At 71.9% G+C, this 14,829-nt stretch carries 14 protein-coding genes; 10 read left to right on the top strand and 4 right to left on the bottom strand.

The window, feature by feature from the left end; genetic code table 11:
- Nucleotides 1-32 precede the first annotated feature (32 nt).
- The 3 genes from QMC84_RS00365 to QMC84_RS00355 are packed head-to-tail and all read left to right on the top strand — an operon-like array spanning nucleotide 33 to nucleotide 2,616.
- Nucleotides 33-929: an ABC transporter ATP-binding protein gene (locus QMC84_RS00365; protein ID WP_300371406.1), complete on the top strand. Its 897-nt coding sequence runs from the start codon at nucleotides 33-35 to the stop codon at nucleotides 927-929.
- Nucleotides 926-1,711 (top strand): ABC transporter permease, encoded by a 786-nt coding sequence (locus QMC84_RS00360; protein ID WP_300370352.1) that lies wholly within the window; start codon nucleotides 926-928, stop codon nucleotides 1,709-1,711. The genes QMC84_RS00365 and QMC84_RS00360 overlap by 4 nt, the downstream gene beginning before the upstream one ends.
- Nucleotides 1,711-2,616, top strand: coding sequence for a COX15/CtaA family protein (locus QMC84_RS00355; RefSeq protein ID WP_300370349.1), 906 nt, complete (start codon nucleotides 1,711-1,713; stop codon nucleotides 2,614-2,616). The genes QMC84_RS00360 and QMC84_RS00355 overlap by 1 nt, the downstream gene beginning before the upstream one ends.
- Before the next feature lie 273 nt (nucleotides 2,617-2,889).
- On the opposite strand, the gene QMC84_RS00350 is transcribed toward QMC84_RS00355, so the two are convergent.
- A complete protein-coding gene (locus QMC84_RS00350; RefSeq protein WP_300370346.1) occupies nucleotides 2,890-3,834 on the bottom strand; it encodes a heme o synthase in 945 nt (314 codons plus the stop codon).
- 183 nt (nucleotides 3,835-4,017) lie between these two features.
- Between QMC84_RS00350 and tkt the strand changes: the two genes are divergently transcribed.
- The 7 genes from tkt to QMC84_RS00315 all read left to right on the top strand — a co-directional run bounded on the left by tkt (nucleotide 4,018) and on the right by QMC84_RS00315 (nucleotide 13,291).
- Nucleotides 4,018-6,063, top strand: a complete 2,046-nt coding sequence (tkt, locus tag QMC84_RS00345) for a transketolase (RefSeq protein WP_300371404.1) — start codon at nucleotides 4,018-4,020, stop codon at nucleotides 6,061-6,063.
- A 56-nt stretch (nucleotides 6,064-6,119) separates the two neighbouring features.
- Nucleotides 6,120-7,232 (top strand): transaldolase, encoded by a 1,113-nt coding sequence (gene tal, locus QMC84_RS00340; RefSeq protein WP_300370343.1) that lies wholly within the window; start codon nucleotides 6,120-6,122, stop codon nucleotides 7,230-7,232.
- Nucleotides 7,229-8,896: a glucose-6-phosphate isomerase gene (locus tag QMC84_RS00335; RefSeq protein ID WP_300370340.1), complete on the top strand. Its 1,668-nt coding sequence runs from the start codon at nucleotides 7,229-7,231 to the stop codon at nucleotides 8,894-8,896. The genes tal and QMC84_RS00335 overlap by 4 nt, the downstream gene beginning before the upstream one ends.
- Nucleotides 8,893-10,443 (top strand): glucose-6-phosphate dehydrogenase, encoded by a 1,551-nt coding sequence (zwf, locus tag QMC84_RS00330; protein WP_300370337.1) that lies wholly within the window; start codon nucleotides 8,893-8,895, stop codon nucleotides 10,441-10,443. The genes QMC84_RS00335 and zwf overlap by 4 nt, the downstream gene beginning before the upstream one ends.
- A 64-nt stretch (nucleotides 10,444-10,507) precedes the next feature.
- The gene (locus tag QMC84_RS00325) at nucleotides 10,508-11,419 is read left to right on the top strand and encodes a glucose-6-phosphate dehydrogenase assembly protein OpcA (protein WP_300370334.1); all 912 of its coding nucleotides are present in this window, start codon (nucleotides 10,508-10,510) and stop codon (nucleotides 11,417-11,419) included.
- A complete protein-coding gene (gene pgl / locus QMC84_RS00320; protein WP_300370331.1) occupies nucleotides 11,416-12,144 on the top strand; it encodes a 6-phosphogluconolactonase in 729 nt (242 codons plus the stop codon). Before QMC84_RS00325 ends, pgl begins: the two co-directional genes overlap by 4 nt.
- A 181-nt stretch (nucleotides 12,145-12,325) precedes the next feature.
- On the top strand, nucleotides 12,326-13,291 hold the full coding sequence (locus QMC84_RS00315; RefSeq protein WP_300370328.1) for a type IV toxin-antitoxin system AbiEi family antitoxin domain-containing protein: 966 nt from the start codon (nucleotides 12,326-12,328) through the stop codon (nucleotides 13,289-13,291).
- A gap of 91 nt (nucleotides 13,292-13,382) precedes the next feature.
- Here the strand turns inward: QMC84_RS00315 and QMC84_RS00310 are convergent, their stop codons facing one another.
- The 3 genes from QMC84_RS00310 to tpiA are packed head-to-tail and all read right to left on the bottom strand — an operon-like array spanning nucleotide 13,383 to nucleotide 14,824.
- Nucleotides 13,383-13,742 (bottom strand): RNA polymerase-binding protein RbpA, encoded by a 360-nt coding sequence (locus tag QMC84_RS00310; protein WP_011755978.1) that lies wholly within the window; start codon nucleotides 13,740-13,742, stop codon nucleotides 13,383-13,385.
- A 25-nt stretch (nucleotides 13,743-13,767) separates the two neighbouring features.
- Nucleotides 13,768-13,998 carry a preprotein translocase subunit SecG gene (gene secG, locus QMC84_RS00305; protein ID WP_300370315.1) on the bottom strand — a complete coding sequence of 77 codons (231 nt, stop codon included), beginning with the start codon at nucleotides 13,996-13,998 and terminating at the stop codon, nucleotides 13,768-13,770.
- 31 nt (nucleotides 13,999-14,029) lie between these two features.
- Nucleotides 14,030-14,824 (bottom strand): triose-phosphate isomerase, encoded by a 795-nt coding sequence (tpiA, locus tag QMC84_RS00300; protein ID WP_300370312.1) that lies wholly within the window; start codon nucleotides 14,822-14,824, stop codon nucleotides 14,030-14,032.
- Between the last annotated feature and the right edge of the window lie 5 nt (nucleotides 14,825-14,829).

Genomic DNA, 14,829 nt, shown 5'->3' with positions numbered 1-14,829 from the left:
CCGTCCCCGCGGTCTCGGTCGACGGCCTCGCGATGCGCTACGGCGACAAGGTGGCGGTCGACGCGCTCTCGCTGAGCGTGGAGCGGCACACCATCACCGCCGTCCTCGGACCCAACGGCGCCGGGAAGACGACCACGCTCGAGACCTGCGAGGGCTACCGCCGTCCGCAGGCGGGCACGGTGCGGGTCCTCGGCCTCGACCCCATCCGCGACCGGGCCGCGCTGCTCCCCCGGATCGGTGTGATGCTCCAGGACGGCGGCGCCTGGAGCGGTGTGCGGGCCCGGGAGATGCTCGACCACGTCGCCAGGCTGCACGCGCACCCGCTCGACACCGACCTGCTCTCCGACCGGCTCGGGCTGGCCGAGTGTGGCCGCACGCCGTACCGCCGGCTGTCCGGTGGCCAGCAGCAGCGCCTCGGCCTCGCGATGGCCCTGGTCGGGCGCCCGGAGATCGTGTTCGTGGACGAGCCGACCGCCGGCATGGATCCGCACGCGCGGCGGACCACCTGGGAGCTGCTCGAGGAGCTGCGCGGCGACGGGGTGACCGTGGTGCTCACCACCCACTACATGGACGAGGCCGAGCGGCTCGCCGACCAGATCCACATCATCGACCACGGTCGGCTGATCGCGTCCGGGACGCCGCTCGAGCTGACCCGGGGCGGTGCCCACGCGACGATCCGGCTGGTGGTGACCCGTCCGTTCCCGCCCGGCTCCCCCGAGCTGCTGGCGAAGGCCCTCGGCGAGCACACCGAGGTCACCCAGCTCGACGCACTGAGCCTGATGGTCACCGGTCCGGCCGACGCGTCCACGCTCGCGACGGTCTCCCGGTGGTGCGAGGAGAACGACGTGCTGCCAGAGTCGCTCACGCTCGGCCAACGCAACCTCGAGGACGTGTTCCTCCAGCTCACCGGACGGGGGTTGGTGCCGTGAGCCCCGCGACCGGCGGGCCGAGCGGGACGTTCGCGCCCCGGCCCGGCGCCGCACCGCTGCACCGCCAGGTGCTGGCCCAGGCCGCGATGGAGTCGCGACTGATGCTGCGCAACGGCGAGCAGCTGCTGCTGGCCGTCGTCATCCCGGTGATCGTGCTCATCGGCGGGGTCGCCGGCGCCGAGCGGGTGGGCATGGACCTGGCGCATCCCCCCGTGGACGTCTTCGCGCCCGGCGTGCTCGCGCTCGCCGTCATGTCGACGGCGTTCACCTCGCTGGCCATCGCGACCGGTTTCGAGCGGCGGTACGGCGTCATCAAGCGTCTCGGGTCCTCCCCGCTCCCCCGATCGGGCCTGCTGGCCGGGAAGATCGGCGGCCTGCTCCTCATCGAGGCGCTCCAGGTGCTGGTGATCGCGCTGGTCGCTCTCGTCCTCGGCTGGGACCCCGCGCCCGGCGTGCTGGGCGCGTTGCTCGGGGTGGTGCTGGGCACCGCGGCGTTCGCGTCGCTGGGCCTGTTCATCTCCGGCGTGCTACGCGCCGAGGCCACCCTCGCCGCGGCGAACCTCGTCTACCTCCTGCTCCTCGCCGGGGGCGCGGTCGTGCTGCCGGTCTCGGCGTACGGCTCGTTCGGCGAGGTGGTGCGCTGGCTGCCCTCGGGTGCCCTCGGCGGCGCCATGCGGGAGGCACTGATCGACGGCACGACGGCCTGGGCCGACCTGGCCGTGCTGCTCGCGTGGGCGGTGCTCGGCACCGCCCTCACCGCCCGGACCTTCAAGTGGGAGTGATGGATCGACTGACCTACCGGCTGCGCCACCTCGACGACTGGCTGCGCGGCTGGGGCTGGGCGACGCTCGTCGCGAACGGCGTGCTCGTGGTGACCGGCGGCGTGGTCCGCCTGACCGGGTCGGGTCTCGGCTGCCCGACCTGGCCGCGGTGCACCGAGGAGTCGTTCACCCCGCACGGCGCGTATGACGTGCACTCCGCGATCGAGTTCGGCAACCGGCTGCTCACCTACGTGCTCACCGCGGTCGCGATCGGCACGTTCGTCGCCGCCTGGCAGTCGGGTCGCCGCGACCTGCGCCTGCTGGCCCTGGTCATGGGCCTCGGGATCCCGGCCCAGGCGGTGATCGGCGGGATCACCGTGCTCACCGACCTCAACCCGTGGGTCGTGTCGCTGCACCTGCTCCTGTCGCTGGCGATCATGGGCCTGGCGGTGCTCTTCATCCAGCGGCTCGACCGGCCGGCGCCCGCGACGCCGGCCCGTGGCGCGTTGGTCGGGCTCGCCTGGGCGACCTTCGCCGCCGCCTGGGCGGTGCTCTACGTCGGCACGGTCGTGACGGGCTCCGGCCCGCACGCCGGCGACGCCGACTCGGCGCGAAACGGGCTCTCCCCGCTGCAGATGAGTCAGCTGCACGCGGACCTGGTGTTCCTGTTCGTGGGCCTCACCATCGGGCTGCTCCTCGCGGCGATCGCGACCGGCGCCCCTGCTGCGACCCGCCAGGCCGTCCTGGTGCTGCTGGTCGTCGAGGTCGCCCAGGGTGCGATCGGCTTCGTGCAGTACTTCACCGATCTCCCCGTCGTCCTGGTCGGCTTCCACATGCTCGGCGCGGCGCTCACCTCGGCCGCCGTCACCTGGGCGCTGGTCCAGGTGCGCGAGCCCGCGGCGGCCGCGCCCGGCCGACCCGGCTGATCCGGCTGCTGCACGGACCGGCGAGACCCGCACGACTCGCCGTGCCGCTGCGCCGGGTCATGCGGGTCTCGGCTGACACGGGGGCTGACAGGTGCCCTCAGGTGCACTGCGAGGCCCCGCCTCGGTCGACCGCGACCCGCCCGCACCCCCGTGGGCGGGCTGGTCGCCGTCACCCCTCAGACGCCGGGACGGGCCGCGAGGTTGCACGACGGGCGGGACTTTCTCGAACTGATTGCTCCGGGGCCCGACGCAATCGCCCGGCCGGCACCGAGCTCAGCGCGCCAGGAGCGGGTCGAGCGCGACCGCCACGAACAGCAGCGACAGGTAGAGGTTCGAGGAGTGGAACAGCCGCATCGGCTGGATGACCGAGAGGCTCTCGGTGCCCCGCGAGCGGGCCCACATCCGGTGCGCCTCGAGCAGGAAGGCCGCGCCGAGCACACCGGCGGCGATCGGGTAGAAGACGCCCGTGCCCGCGACCGGCCACAGCAGGAGCGAGGTCGCGACCATCACCCAGCTGTAGATCACCACCTGGCGGCCGACCTCGCGGGCGGGGGCGACGACCGGGAGCATCGGCACGTCGACGTTCGCGTAGTCCTCGCGGTAGCGCAGCGCCAGCGCCCAGGTGTGCGGCGGGGTCCAGAAGAACACCACGGCGAACAGCACGACCGGCACCCAGGAGAGCGACCCCGTGACGGCCGTCCACCCGATCAGGGCCGGGAAGCAGCCGGCCAGCCCGCCCCACACGATGTTCTGGGTCGTCCGACGCTTGAGCAGCATCGTGTAGACGAGCACGTAGAACGCGTTGGCGGCCACCGAGAGCGCCGCGGAGAGCGGGTTCACCCAGACGTAGAGGATGATCGTCGAGAGGACCCCGAGCACGAGCCCGAACACGAGCGCCGCGGCCGGCGACACGATGTGCCGCGGCAGCGCCCGGCGACGGGTACGCCGCATCTGCTCGTCGATGTCTCGGTCGTAGACGCAGTTGAAGACCGACGCCGAACCCGCCGAGAACGCGCCACCGACGACGGTCGCGACCACCAGCCAGAGCTCCGGGACCCCGCGGTCCGCGAAGAACATCACCGGCACCGTCGTGAGCAGCAGGAGCTCGATCACCCGGGGCTTGGTCAGCCCGACGTACGCAGCCAGGACATCCTTGGGGGTCGCCCGCTCGGCCGCGGACTGCTGGGCAGCAGAGGCCGACTGGCCGACGTACGTCACAGGGGGATCCTCGGGCGGGAACAGGGGTACCGACAGGTAGCAGGACTGCCGCGAGTCTATCGCTAGGGGTGAGTAGGCTCGGGTGTGGCCGATGACCTCGAAAGGAATCCTGTGACCGACACCGCTGCGCTCGACTGGACCGACCTCGACCAGAAGGCGGTGGACACAGCCCGAGTGCTCGCGATGGACGCAGTGCAGAAGGTCGGGAACGGACACCCGGGAACGGCGATGAGCCTGGCTCCGGTGGCGTACCTGCTCTTCCAGAAGGTGATGCGCCACGACCCGTCCGACCCGCGCTGGATCGCTCGCGACCGGTTCGTGCTCTCCGCCGGCCACTCCTCGCTGACCCTCTATATCCAACTCTTCCTCGGCGGCTTCGGCCTCGAGCTCGACGACCTCAAGGCGCTGCGCACCTGGGGCAGCAAGACCCCCGGTCACCCGGAGTACCGCCACACCGCCGGGGTGGAGACCACGACCGGCCCGCTGGGTCAGGGCGTCGGCAACGCGGTTGGGATGGCGATGGCCGCGCGCCGGCTGCGCGGGCTGCTGGACGCGGACGCGAAGACCGGGCCCTCGGTGTTCGACCACCGCGTGTACGCCATCTGCAGCGACGGCGACATCCAGGAGGGCGTCAGCGGCGAGGCCTCCTCGATCGCCGGCACCCAGCAGCTCGGCAACCTGACGCTGATCTACGACGCCAACAGGATCTCCATCGAGGACGACACCAGCATCGCGCTCAGCGAGGACGTCGCGGCACGCTACGAGGCCTACGGGTGGCACGTGCAGGTCGTCGACTGGACCAACGGCGGCACCGAGTACCACGAGGACGTGCACGCGCTGTACGACGCGATCCGCGCCGCCGAGGCGGTCACCGACCGGCCCAGCTTCATCGAGCTGAAGACGATCATCGCCTGGCCGGCACCGAACGCCCAGGGCACCGGCAAGGCCCACGGCTCCGCCCTCGGCGCCGACGAGGTCGCCGCCACGAAGGAGGTCCTGGGCTTCGACCCCGCCCAGACCTTCGAGCTCCCCGAGGGGGTCCTCGAGCACACCCGCAGGCTCGGCGAGCGCGGCGCGGCCGCCGGGAAGGCCTGGGACGAGGACTTCGGCGCCTGGCGACAGAAGAACCCCGACAGCTTCGCGGTGCTGATGCGGCTGCGCGACCACGAGCTGCCCGAGGGCTGGGCCGACGACCTGCCGGTCTTCGACGCCGACCCGAAGGGGGTCGCGACCCGCAAGGCCTCCGGTCAGGTCATCAACGCGATCGCCGCGCGGGTCCCGGAGCTCTGGGGCGGCTCGGCGGACCTGGCGGAGTCGAACAACACCACGATCGAGGGCGTCCCGTCGTTCCTGCCCGTCGACCGGTCCTCGAAGATGTGGGCGGGCGACCCGTACGCCGGCCGGGTGCTGCACTTCGGCATCCGCGAGCACGCGATGGGCTCGATCATGAACGGCATCGCGCTGCACAGTGGCACCCGGGTCTTCGGCGGCACGTTCCTCACGTTCTCCGACTACATGCGGCCCGCGGTCCGGCTGGCCTCGCTGATGGGGCTGCCGGTCACCTACGTGTGGACGCACGACTCCATCGGCCTCGGCGAGGACGGCCCGACCCACCAGCCGATCGAGCACCTCGCCGCGCTCCGCGCCATCCCGGGCCTCGACGTCGTGCGGCCCGCCGACGCCAACGAGGTCGCGGCCTGCTGGAAGGCCGTCATGGAGCACACCGACCGGCCCTCCGCACTGGCCCTGACCCGCCAGAACGTGCCCGTGTTCCCGCGCGACCGGGACGGCTTCTCCGGAACCGAGGACGTCCACCGCGGCGGCTACATCCTGATCGACGCCCCGGAGGTCGACGGCCGGGGTGGGCAGCCCGACGTCGTGCTCGTCGGCACCGGCTCGGAGGTGCAGCTCGCCGTCGAGGCCCGTGCCCTGCTCGCCGAGGACGGCATCCGCGCCCGCGTCGTGTCCATGCCGTGCCGCGAGTGGTTCGCCGCGCAGCACGAGTCCTACCGCGAGGCCGTGATCCCGCCGATCGTCAAGGCCCGCGTGTCGGTCGAGGCCGGCATCGCCCAGGGCTGGCACGAGGTGGTCGGCGACCACGGCCGGATCGTCTCGATCGAGACGTACGGCGCCTCCGCCGACTACGCCCGCATCTACCAGGAGTACGGCATCACGGCCCAAGCGGTCGCCGATGCCGCGCGCGACAGCATCCGCGTCAGCAGCAGCTAGCGGAGCGACCAGCCTCACCGCCGACGCGACCACCGACCACCTACATCGGAGGAACCATGAGCGACCAACTGAAAGCACTCACCGACGCCGGCGTCTCGATCTGGCTCGACGACCTGTCCCGGGAGCGGATCGAGACGGACAACCTCGCCGGGCTGGTGGCGGAGAAGTCGGTCGTGGGCGTCACGAGCAACCCGACGATCTTCGCCGCCGCGATCGCCGACGGCGAGCGCTACGACGCGCAGGTCGCCCAGCTCGTCGAAAAGGGCGAGCCGGTCGAGCGGATCATCTTCGACCTCACCACCGAGGACGTCCGCAACGCCTGCGACATCCTGCGCCCGACGTACGAGGCGGACCACGCGAACGGCCGGGTCTCCATCGAGGTGGAGCCCGACCTGGCCAACGACACCCAGGCCACCATCGCGTCCGCACGCGCGCTGTGGGCGGCCGTCGACCGCCCCAATGCACTGGTCAAGATCCCGGCGACCGAGGAGGGCCTGGCCGCGATCACCGCGGCGACCGCCGAGGGCATCAGCGTCAACGTGACCCTGATGTTCAGCACTCAGCGCTACCGCGACGTGATGGACGCCTACCTCACGGGCCTCGAGCACGCACACGAGGCGGGCCACGACCTGTCGAGGATCCACTCCTACGGGTCGTTCTTCGTCTCCCGCGTCGACACCGAGGTCGACAAGCGGCTCGAGGCGATCGGCTCCGAGACGGCGCTCGCCCTGCGCGGCAAGGCCGCCGTCGCCAACGCGCTGGTCGCGTACGGCGCGTTCGAGGAGGTCTTCGGGTCCGAGCGCTGGCGTGCGCTCGAGGCCGTGGGTGCCAACCGGCAGCGGCCGCTGTGGGCCTCGACCGGGGTGAAGAACCCCGACTACGACGACACGATGTACGTGCGCGACCTCGTCGTCGCAGAGACCGTCAACACGATGCCCGAGAAGACCCTGCACGCGTTCGCGGACCACGGTGAGGTCCTCGGCGACGTCGTGACCGGCCGCGCCGGCGCCGGCGCCGCCATCCTCGAGCGCCTCGGCGAGGTCGGCGTCGACTTCGACGACGTCCTGGTGGTCCTCGAGACCGAGGGCGTCGACAAGTTCAAGAAGTCGTGGAGCGACCTCACCGACAGCGTGTCCGCCCAGATGAGGAAGGCCGAGACCTCCGCATGAGCGACCACCCCGCGCCGGCCACCGGCTGGCACCTCGCCCAGGGCGACCACCACGAGCTGCACGTCGGCTACCGCGACCAGAAGGTCTACGTCGCCGCGGTCCGCGACCTCGTCGACGCGAAGGTCGCGAGCCGGCTCGCCGCGGGCGACCACACGCTGTGGGGACCGGCGGCCGAGGAGGAGGCCGGCAAGCGGCTCGGCTGGGTCGGGCTGTCCCGGTCCTCGCGCGACCTGATCAGCGACATCGCCGAGCTCGAGGTCGAGCTGCGCGAGCGGGACCTGTTCCGGGTCGTGCTCTGCGGCATGGGCGGGTCCTCCCTGGCCCCCGAGGTGATCTGTCGGAGCAACGAGGTCGAGCTCGTGGTGCTGGACTCCTCCGACCCCGACTTCGTGCGCTCGGCCGTCGAGCAGCGCCTCGACGAGACCGTGGTCGTGGTCTCGAGCAAGTCCGGCGGCACCGTCGAGACCGACAGCCAGCGCCGCGCGTTCGAGAAGGCGTTCACCGACGCCGGGATCGACCCGGCCGACCGGATCGTCGTGGTGACCGACCCCGGCTCGCCGCTGGAGAAGTCGGCGCGCGACGCCGGCTACCGCGTGTTCCTCGCCGAACCGGAGGTCGGCGGCCGCTACTCCGCCCTGACCGCGTTCGGCCTGGTGCCCAGCGGCCTCGCGGGCGCCAACATCGCCGCGCTCCTCGACGAGGCCGAGGCGATCCGCCCGGTGCTCGAGGCGGACTCCGTCGACAACCCGGCCCTGCGGCTGGGCGCGCTGCTCGGCGTGGCCAACCAGGCCGGCGCCGACAAGCTCGCCCTGGCCAACGTGGGCGCGCCGTACGCCGGCTTCGGCGACTGGGTCGAGCAGCTGGTCGCGGAGTCGACCGGCAAGGACGGCAAGGGCATCCTGCCGGTCGTCGTGGCCTCCCTCGACTCCCCGAACTTCACCCCCAGCACCGACGACGAGGTGCTGGTCGCCTTCGGTCCCGGTCACGCCGAGCGCGCCGACCAGATCCGGCCGGCCTCCGGCTGGGGCGCCACCATCGACGCCCCGCTCGGTGCCCAGATGCTGCTGTGGGAGTACGCCACCGCGATCGCCGGCCGGCTGATCGGCATCAACCCGTTCGACCAGCCGGACGTCGAGAGCGCGAAGGCTGCCGCCCGCGAGATGCTCGACGGCGGAGGCAGCACGCCCGAGCCGGTCTTCACCGACGGGCCGATCGCCGTCTACGCCTCGGAGGGCTGGCTCCCCGAGGGCGTCTCCACCGCGGCCGACGCGGTGGCGGCCCTGCTCGACGGCCTCGACGCCGAGCACGGGTACGTCGCGGTCCAGGCCTACCTGGACCGGCACCGAGACGCGCGCCTCGCCGAGGTGCGGGACCGGCTCGCGGTGCGCACCGGTCGCCCGGTGACGTTCGGCTGGGGGCCTCGGTTCCTGCACTCCACCGGGCAGTACCACAAGGGCGGGCCGGCGACCGGCGTCTACCTGCAGGTGACCGGTCAGCCCGAGGCCGATCTCGCGGTGCCCGACCGGCCCTTCACGTTCCACGAGTTCATCACCGCGCAGGCCGTCGGCGACGGCCAGGTGCTGGCGGCGAAGGGTCGCCCGGTCCTCCGGCTGCACGTGTCCTCGCCGGGTGAGCTGGACACGGTGCTGGGAGTGCTGGGGTGACGACGCCGCCGGCGTGGCACAACCCGCTCCGCGACCCGCGGGACCGGCGACTGCCCCGCATCGCGGGTCCGAGCGGGATGGTGCTCTTCGGCGTCACCGGAGACCTCTCCCGCAAGAAGATCATGCCGGCCATCTACGACCTGGCGAACCGTGGCCTGCTCCCGCCGGGCTTCAGCCTGACCGGCTTCGCCCGGCGCGACTGGGCCGACCAGGACTTCGCGCAGATCGTCCACGACTCGGTCAAGGCACACGCCCGCACCGAGTTCCGCGAGGAGGTCTGGCGCCAGCTCGCCGAGGGGTTCCGGTTCGTCCCGGGCAACTTCGACGACGACATGGCCTTCGAGCGCCTGCGCCGGACCATCGAGGAGCTCGACGAGGTGCGCGGCACCGGCGGCAACCACGCGTTCTACCTGGCGATCCCACCGGGGTTCTTCGACGACGTCGTCGGTCAGCTCCAGGAGCACGGGCTGACCGAGGGCCGGGGTGACTCGTGGCGCCGGGTGGTGGTCGAGAAGCCGTTCGGGCACGACCTGGAGTCGGCGCAGCGGCTCAACGCCGTGCTGGCCGAGGTGTTCCCGTCCGGCTCGATCTTCCGGATCGACCACTACCTCGGCAAGGAGACCGTCCAGAACATCCTGGCGCTCAGGTTCGCCAACGAGATGTTCGAGCCGATCTGGAACTCCAACTACGTCGACCACGTGCAGATCACGATGGCCGAGGACATCGGCATCGGCGGCCGCGCCGGCTACTACGACGGCATCGGCGCCGCGCGGGACGTGATCCAGAACCACCTGCTCCAGCTGATGGCTCTCGTCGCCATGGAGGAGCCCACCTCCTTCGACGCCGAGAGCCTGCGGATCGAGAAGCAGAAGGTCCTCGCCAGCGTGGAGCTGCCACGACGGCTCGACCTGACCACGGCTCGTGGCCAGTACGCCGCCGGCTGGGCCGGCGGGGAGCAGGTGATCGGCTTCCTCGAGGAGGAGGGCATCAAGCAGACCTCCACCACCGAGACGTTCGCCGCGGTCACCCTGCACGTGGACACCCGGCGCTGGGCCGGCGTCCCGTTCTACCTGCGCACCGGCAAGCGCCTGGGCCGCCGGGTGACCGAGGTGGCGGTCGTGTTCAAGCGCGCACCGCACCTGCCGTTCGCCGCCTCCTCGACCGAGGAGCTGACCCAGAACGCCCTGGTGATCCGGGTGCAGCCCGACGAGGGTGTGACGATGCGGTTCGGCTCCAAGGTGCCCGGCACCCAGATGGAGATCCGCGACGTCAACATGGACTTCGTGTACGGCGGCGCCTTCACCGAGTCCTCGCCGGAGGCGTACGAGCGCCTGATCCTCGACGTGCTCCTGGGCGACCCGCCGCTGTTCCCCCGCCACGAGGAGGTGGAGCTGTCCTGGAGGATCCTGGATCCGATCCTCGAGCACTGGGCCCGCCAGGACGAGCAGCGCAAGGCGAAGCCCGAGCAGTACGAGTCCGGCGGCTGGGGCCCCGCGTCCGCGGACGCGATGCTCGCCCGCGACGGGCGCGTCTGGAGGCGACCATGACCCCACTCCACGCAGCCGCGGGCGTCCCCCGCTGCTCTCCTCCGCCCTTCGAGGGGACCCCGGAATGATCGAGCTCACGAGCACCAACTCCTCGGGGATCGCCGCGGAGTTCCTCCGCGCCCGCACCCGCGCCGGCAGCCCGGCGATGGGCATGGTGATGACGCTGGTGATCGTGGTCAACGAGGACCAGGCCGAGGGCGCCATGCAGGCCGCCCAGGCCGCCTCCCACGAGCACCCGGCGCGGGTCCTGGGCGTGATCCTCGGTGACGCCCGGGGCGCGGCGCAGGTCAACGCCCAGGTGGGCATCGGGTCCGGCTGGACCGGCGAGACCGCCCTGATCCGGCTCAAGGGCGAGGTCGTCAAGCATCCGGAGTCGGTGGTCCTCCCGCTCCTGCTGCCGGACTCCCCCGTGGCGGTCTGGTGGCCCTGCCACCCGCCCGACGACCCGGCGGAGGACCCGCTGGGCCGGCTCGCCCAGCGCCGGATCACCGACGCCGCGGCGGCCACGCGGGCCCGGACCAAGGCGATCCGCCAGCAGTGCTCGTCGTACACCAAGGGCAACACCGACCTGGCCTGGACCCGGATCACGCCGTGGCGGGCGCTGCTCGCCGCGGCACTCGACCAGCAGCCGCTGAAGGTGGCCCGCGCGTCGGTGACCGCCGAGCGGGTCAGCCCCAGCGCGGACCTCCTGGCGGCCTGGCTCGCCGACCGGCTCAAGGTCGACGTCGCCCGCTCGACCTCCGAGGGTCCCGGCATCACCGAGGTCGTGCTGGAGACCCGCGACGGGCCGGTGCGGATCACGCGCACCGACGGTCGGCTCGCGACGTTCACCTCCCCCGGGCAGCCGGACCGCCCGGTCGCGCTCAAGCGCCGAGAGCTCCCCGAGCTCCTGGCCGAGGAGCTGCGCCGCCTCGACGAGGACGACGTCTACGCCGAGACCGCGCGCGCCCTGGTCTCGATGGGTGCTCGCCGATGAGCGCCACGCCCCGCGTCGAGGTCCACCCGGACGGTGCCGCCCTGGCGACCGCCGTCGCCGGCGAGCTGCTCACCCGGCTCGCCGACGCCCAGGCCGCGGGCGGCGTGCCGCAGATCGTGCTGACCGGCGGCACCATCGCCGAGGACATCCACCGCGAGGTCGCCCGGCTCTCGCCCGCCTCCGAGGTCGACTGGGCCCAGGTGGTCGTGTGGTGGGGCGACGAGCGTTTCGTCGCACCCGACTCCCCCGACCGCAACGCCGGCCAGGCCCGGGCGGCCTTCCTCGACGCGGTCGGGGTCGACCCCGCCCGCGTGCACGAGATGCCCTCGACCGCGGACGCCGCCGACGTCGACGCCGGGGCGGCCGGGTACGCCGCCGTGCTGAGCGACCACGGCGGCAGCGAGTTCGACGTGGTGATGCTCGGCATCGGACCGGACGGGCACATCGCCTCGCTCTTCCCCGGCTTCGCCCAGCTCGACGTGGCCGACCGGGCCGCGGTCGGCGTGACCGGGTCGCCGAAGCCGCCGCCGGAGCGGATCAGCCTGACCTTCCCGGTGCTCAACCGCGCGCGCTCGGTCTGGTTCCTGGTCAGCGGCGACGGCAAGGCCGCGGCCGTCGCGAGCGCCCTGGGCGGCGCCGACCTCCACGACACCCCCGCCGCCGGCGTCACCGGCCACGACGAGACGATCTGGTTCCTCGACCGCGCAGCCGCCTCCCGCCTCTGACCGAGTCGGCGCATCTTGCCCGCCCAGCAGGGCCGAGTCGGCGCATCTTGCCCGCCCACCACGGCCCAGTCGGCGCATCTTGCCCGCCCAGCAGGGCCCAGTCGGCGCATCTTGCCCGCGCCATCCACAGGCGCGAGGAGGACACGCCTACGCGACCCACATCGAGGCAACGATGTCGGTCATGGACATTGATCAGATGCTGTCGGACGGCCAGCTCGGACCGTCCTTCCCGTTGTCTCCCGACGTGCCGTTCACCCGAGCCGCCGCCGCGGCAGCGGGCCTGTCACGTCGAATGCTCGACCGACTCGTGAGCGAGGGCCTCGTGCGTCGACCGATCAAAGGCGTGTACGTCGCGACGCACCTCGCTGACTCACTCGAGCTTCGTGCCGCCTGCTTGCGGCTCGTGGTCCCAGAGGACTGCGTCGTGGTCGACCGACATGCCGGCTGGCTGCACGGCGCCCAGATGATCCTCGCGCCGAACGAGCACCTCGAGCTCAGACCGCTGTCCCTGTTCCGTCCGTCCGGGCACGGCCGGCTTCGCAACGACCTGGCGGCGAGCGGCGAACGCAACCTGCGCCCCGACGAGATCATGGAAGTGCAGGGGCTGCGGGTGTCCACACCGCTGCGGACCGCATGGGACCTCGGTCGGGTGCGGTGGACGGATGAAGCGATCAGCGGTCTGGACGCAATGTTCCGGCTCGGCGTCTTCACCCGCGAGGAGTTCCTCGAAGGGATCACCCGGTTCGGGGGCATGCGCTGGGTGACGACACTGCGCGCCATCGGACCCCTGGCCGACGGGCGCGCGGAGTCCCCCGGAGAATCGGTCCTGCGGCTGCGATGCATCGAGTGTCGGGTACTTGTCGTGCCTCAGGTCGAGGTATTCCGAGACGGCCGCCTCCTCGCCCGCATCGACCTCGCCGACGAGGACCTCCGAGCCGGCTTCGAGTACGACGGCGCGGAGTGGCACAGCTCGCCGGACCAGCTTCGGCACGACCGCGAGCGTCGTACGGACCTCGCGGACGACGGCTGGCTGATCAGTGCCTTCGGATGTTCGGAGGTCTTCGGCCGGGCACGTGCCTGCGAGGCAGTGATCCGAGCTGCGGCCGCCGAGGCTCGCCGCCGCCGGGGGTTCCGCGTCGCCGGCTGAATGTCGGGCAGGACGCGCCGACTCGACGCCGTCAGCCGGGCAGGACGCGCCGACTCGACGCCCTCAGGCGGGCAAGATGCGCCGACTCGACCTAGAAGATGATGTCGCCGGACTTGCGGCGCGAACGGAGCAGTTGCAGCGCCTCGTCGAGGATGTCGGCGGCCTCCTGGTCGGAGCGCCGCTCCTTCACGTAGGCCAGGTGCGTCTTGTAGGGCTCGATCTTCGGAGCGGGCGGCGGGTTCTCCGAGTCGAGGCTCGCCGGGAGACCGCACTTGGGGCAGTCCCAGGAGTCAGGCACCTGTGCCTCCACCGAGAACGTCACCACCGAGCGGTGCTCGTGAGCGCAGAAGTAGGTCACGGCCTGCCGCGGCGCGGCCTCGCCGCGCTCCGCCTCGCCCATCGGGCCGGCCCCCACCCGGCTCCCGCGAATAGCGTTTCCTCCACCAGCCACGGAACGGATCCCTTTCTCGAAGTACTCAGTAGGCGAGCAGGAGCCCGAGGGCCACTACACAGGCGAACCAGATGATGCCGATCCCGACCGTGAACCGGTCCAGGTTGCGCTCGGCCACCGAGGAGCCACCCAGCGAACTGGAGACGCCGCCGCCGAACATGTCCGAGAGGCCGCCCCCGCGGCCCTTGTGGAGCAGCACGAGCAGGATCATCAGCGCGCTCGAGGTCATGAGCAGGATGGTGAAGAGCAGGGTCACGGTCGCCTAGCCTACGTCAGACCGTGGACGATCAGATGACCGGCATGTCGTAGAACCGGCAGATGCCCCCGAACTCGTCCGCCTGGAGGCTGGCGCCACCGACCAGGCAGCCGTCGACGTCGTCCTTGGCCATGATGCCGGCCACGTTCGACGCCTTCACCGACCCGCCGTACAGGACGCGTACGCCGTCCGCCGCGTCGTCGCCGTGTACCTCGCGGATCCGCTCCCGGATCGCCGCGCAGACCTCCTGTGCGTCGTTCGGGGTGGCCACCTCGCCGGTGCCGATCGCCCAGATCGGCTCGTAGGCGATCACCAGGCCGGCGACCTGCTCAGCGGTGAACCCGGCGAGCGAGCCGTCGACCTGAGCCAGACAGTGAGCCACGTGGGCCCCGGCTTGGCGCACCTGGAGGCCCTCGCCCACGCACACGATCGGGACCATGCCCGCGCCCAGGGCCTGGTGGGCCTTGGCGTTGACCTCCTGGTCGTCCTCGGTGTGGTACTCGCGGCGCTCGCTGTGCCCCACCACGACGTAGGAGCAGCCGAGCTTGGCCAGCATGCCGGCCGAGATCTCGCCGGTGAACGCGCCGGCGTCGTGCGTCGAGACGTCCTGGGCGGCGTACTTCACCAGCAGTCGGTCGCCGTCCACCAGGGTCTGCACAGAGCGCAGGTCGGTGAACGGCGGGACCACGACGACCTCGGCTCGCGTGTAGTCGTGCTTCTTGTCGGCGAGCGTCCAGGCGAGCTTCTGGACCAGCACCACCGCCTCTTGGTGGTTGAGGTTCATCTTCCAGTTGCCCGCCATCAGCGGGGTGCGGTTGTCGGCCATGCCAT

Source organism: Nocardioides sp. (assembly GCF_030019515.1).
In the GTDB taxonomy this organism is placed as follows: domain Bacteria; phylum Actinomycetota; class Actinomycetes; order Propionibacteriales; family Nocardioidaceae; genus Nocardioides.
Note: the sequence above shows the minus strand (reverse complement) of the source record. Positions and strands in the feature narration are given on the sequence as shown.

What these genes read in the sequence shown, in the direction of transcription:
- QMC84_RS00325 (WP_300370334.1), top strand. Translation starts at nt 10,508, where the DNA reads ATGATCGAGCTCACGAGCACCAACTCCTCGGGGATCGCCGCGGAGTTC.
- QMC84_RS00315 (WP_300370328.1), top strand. Translation starts at nt 12,326, where the DNA reads ATGGACATTGATCAGATGCTGTCGGACGGCCAGCTCGGACCGTCCTTC.
- tpiA (WP_300370312.1), bottom strand. Translation starts at nt 14,824, where the DNA reads ATGGCCGACAACCGCACCCCGCTGATGGCGGGCAACTGGAAGATGAAC.
- tal (WP_300370343.1), top strand. Translation starts at nt 6,120, where the DNA reads ATGAGCGACCAACTGAAAGCACTCACCGACGCCGGCGTCTCGATCTGG.
- QMC84_RS00365 (WP_300371406.1), top strand. Translation starts at nt 33, where the DNA reads ATGCGCTACGGCGACAAGGTGGCGGTCGACGCGCTCTCGCTGAGCGTG.
- QMC84_RS00355 (WP_300370349.1), top strand. Translation starts at nt 1,711, where the DNA reads ATGGATCGACTGACCTACCGGCTGCGCCACCTCGACGACTGGCTGCGC.
- tkt (WP_300371404.1), top strand. Translation starts at nt 4,018, where the DNA reads ATGGACGCAGTGCAGAAGGTCGGGAACGGACACCCGGGAACGGCGATG.
- pgl (WP_300370331.1), top strand. Translation starts at nt 11,416, where the DNA reads ATGAGCGCCACGCCCCGCGTCGAGGTCCACCCGGACGGTGCCGCCCTG.
- QMC84_RS00335 (WP_300370340.1), top strand. Translation starts at nt 7,229, where the DNA reads ATGAGCGACCACCCCGCGCCGGCCACCGGCTGGCACCTCGCCCAGGGC.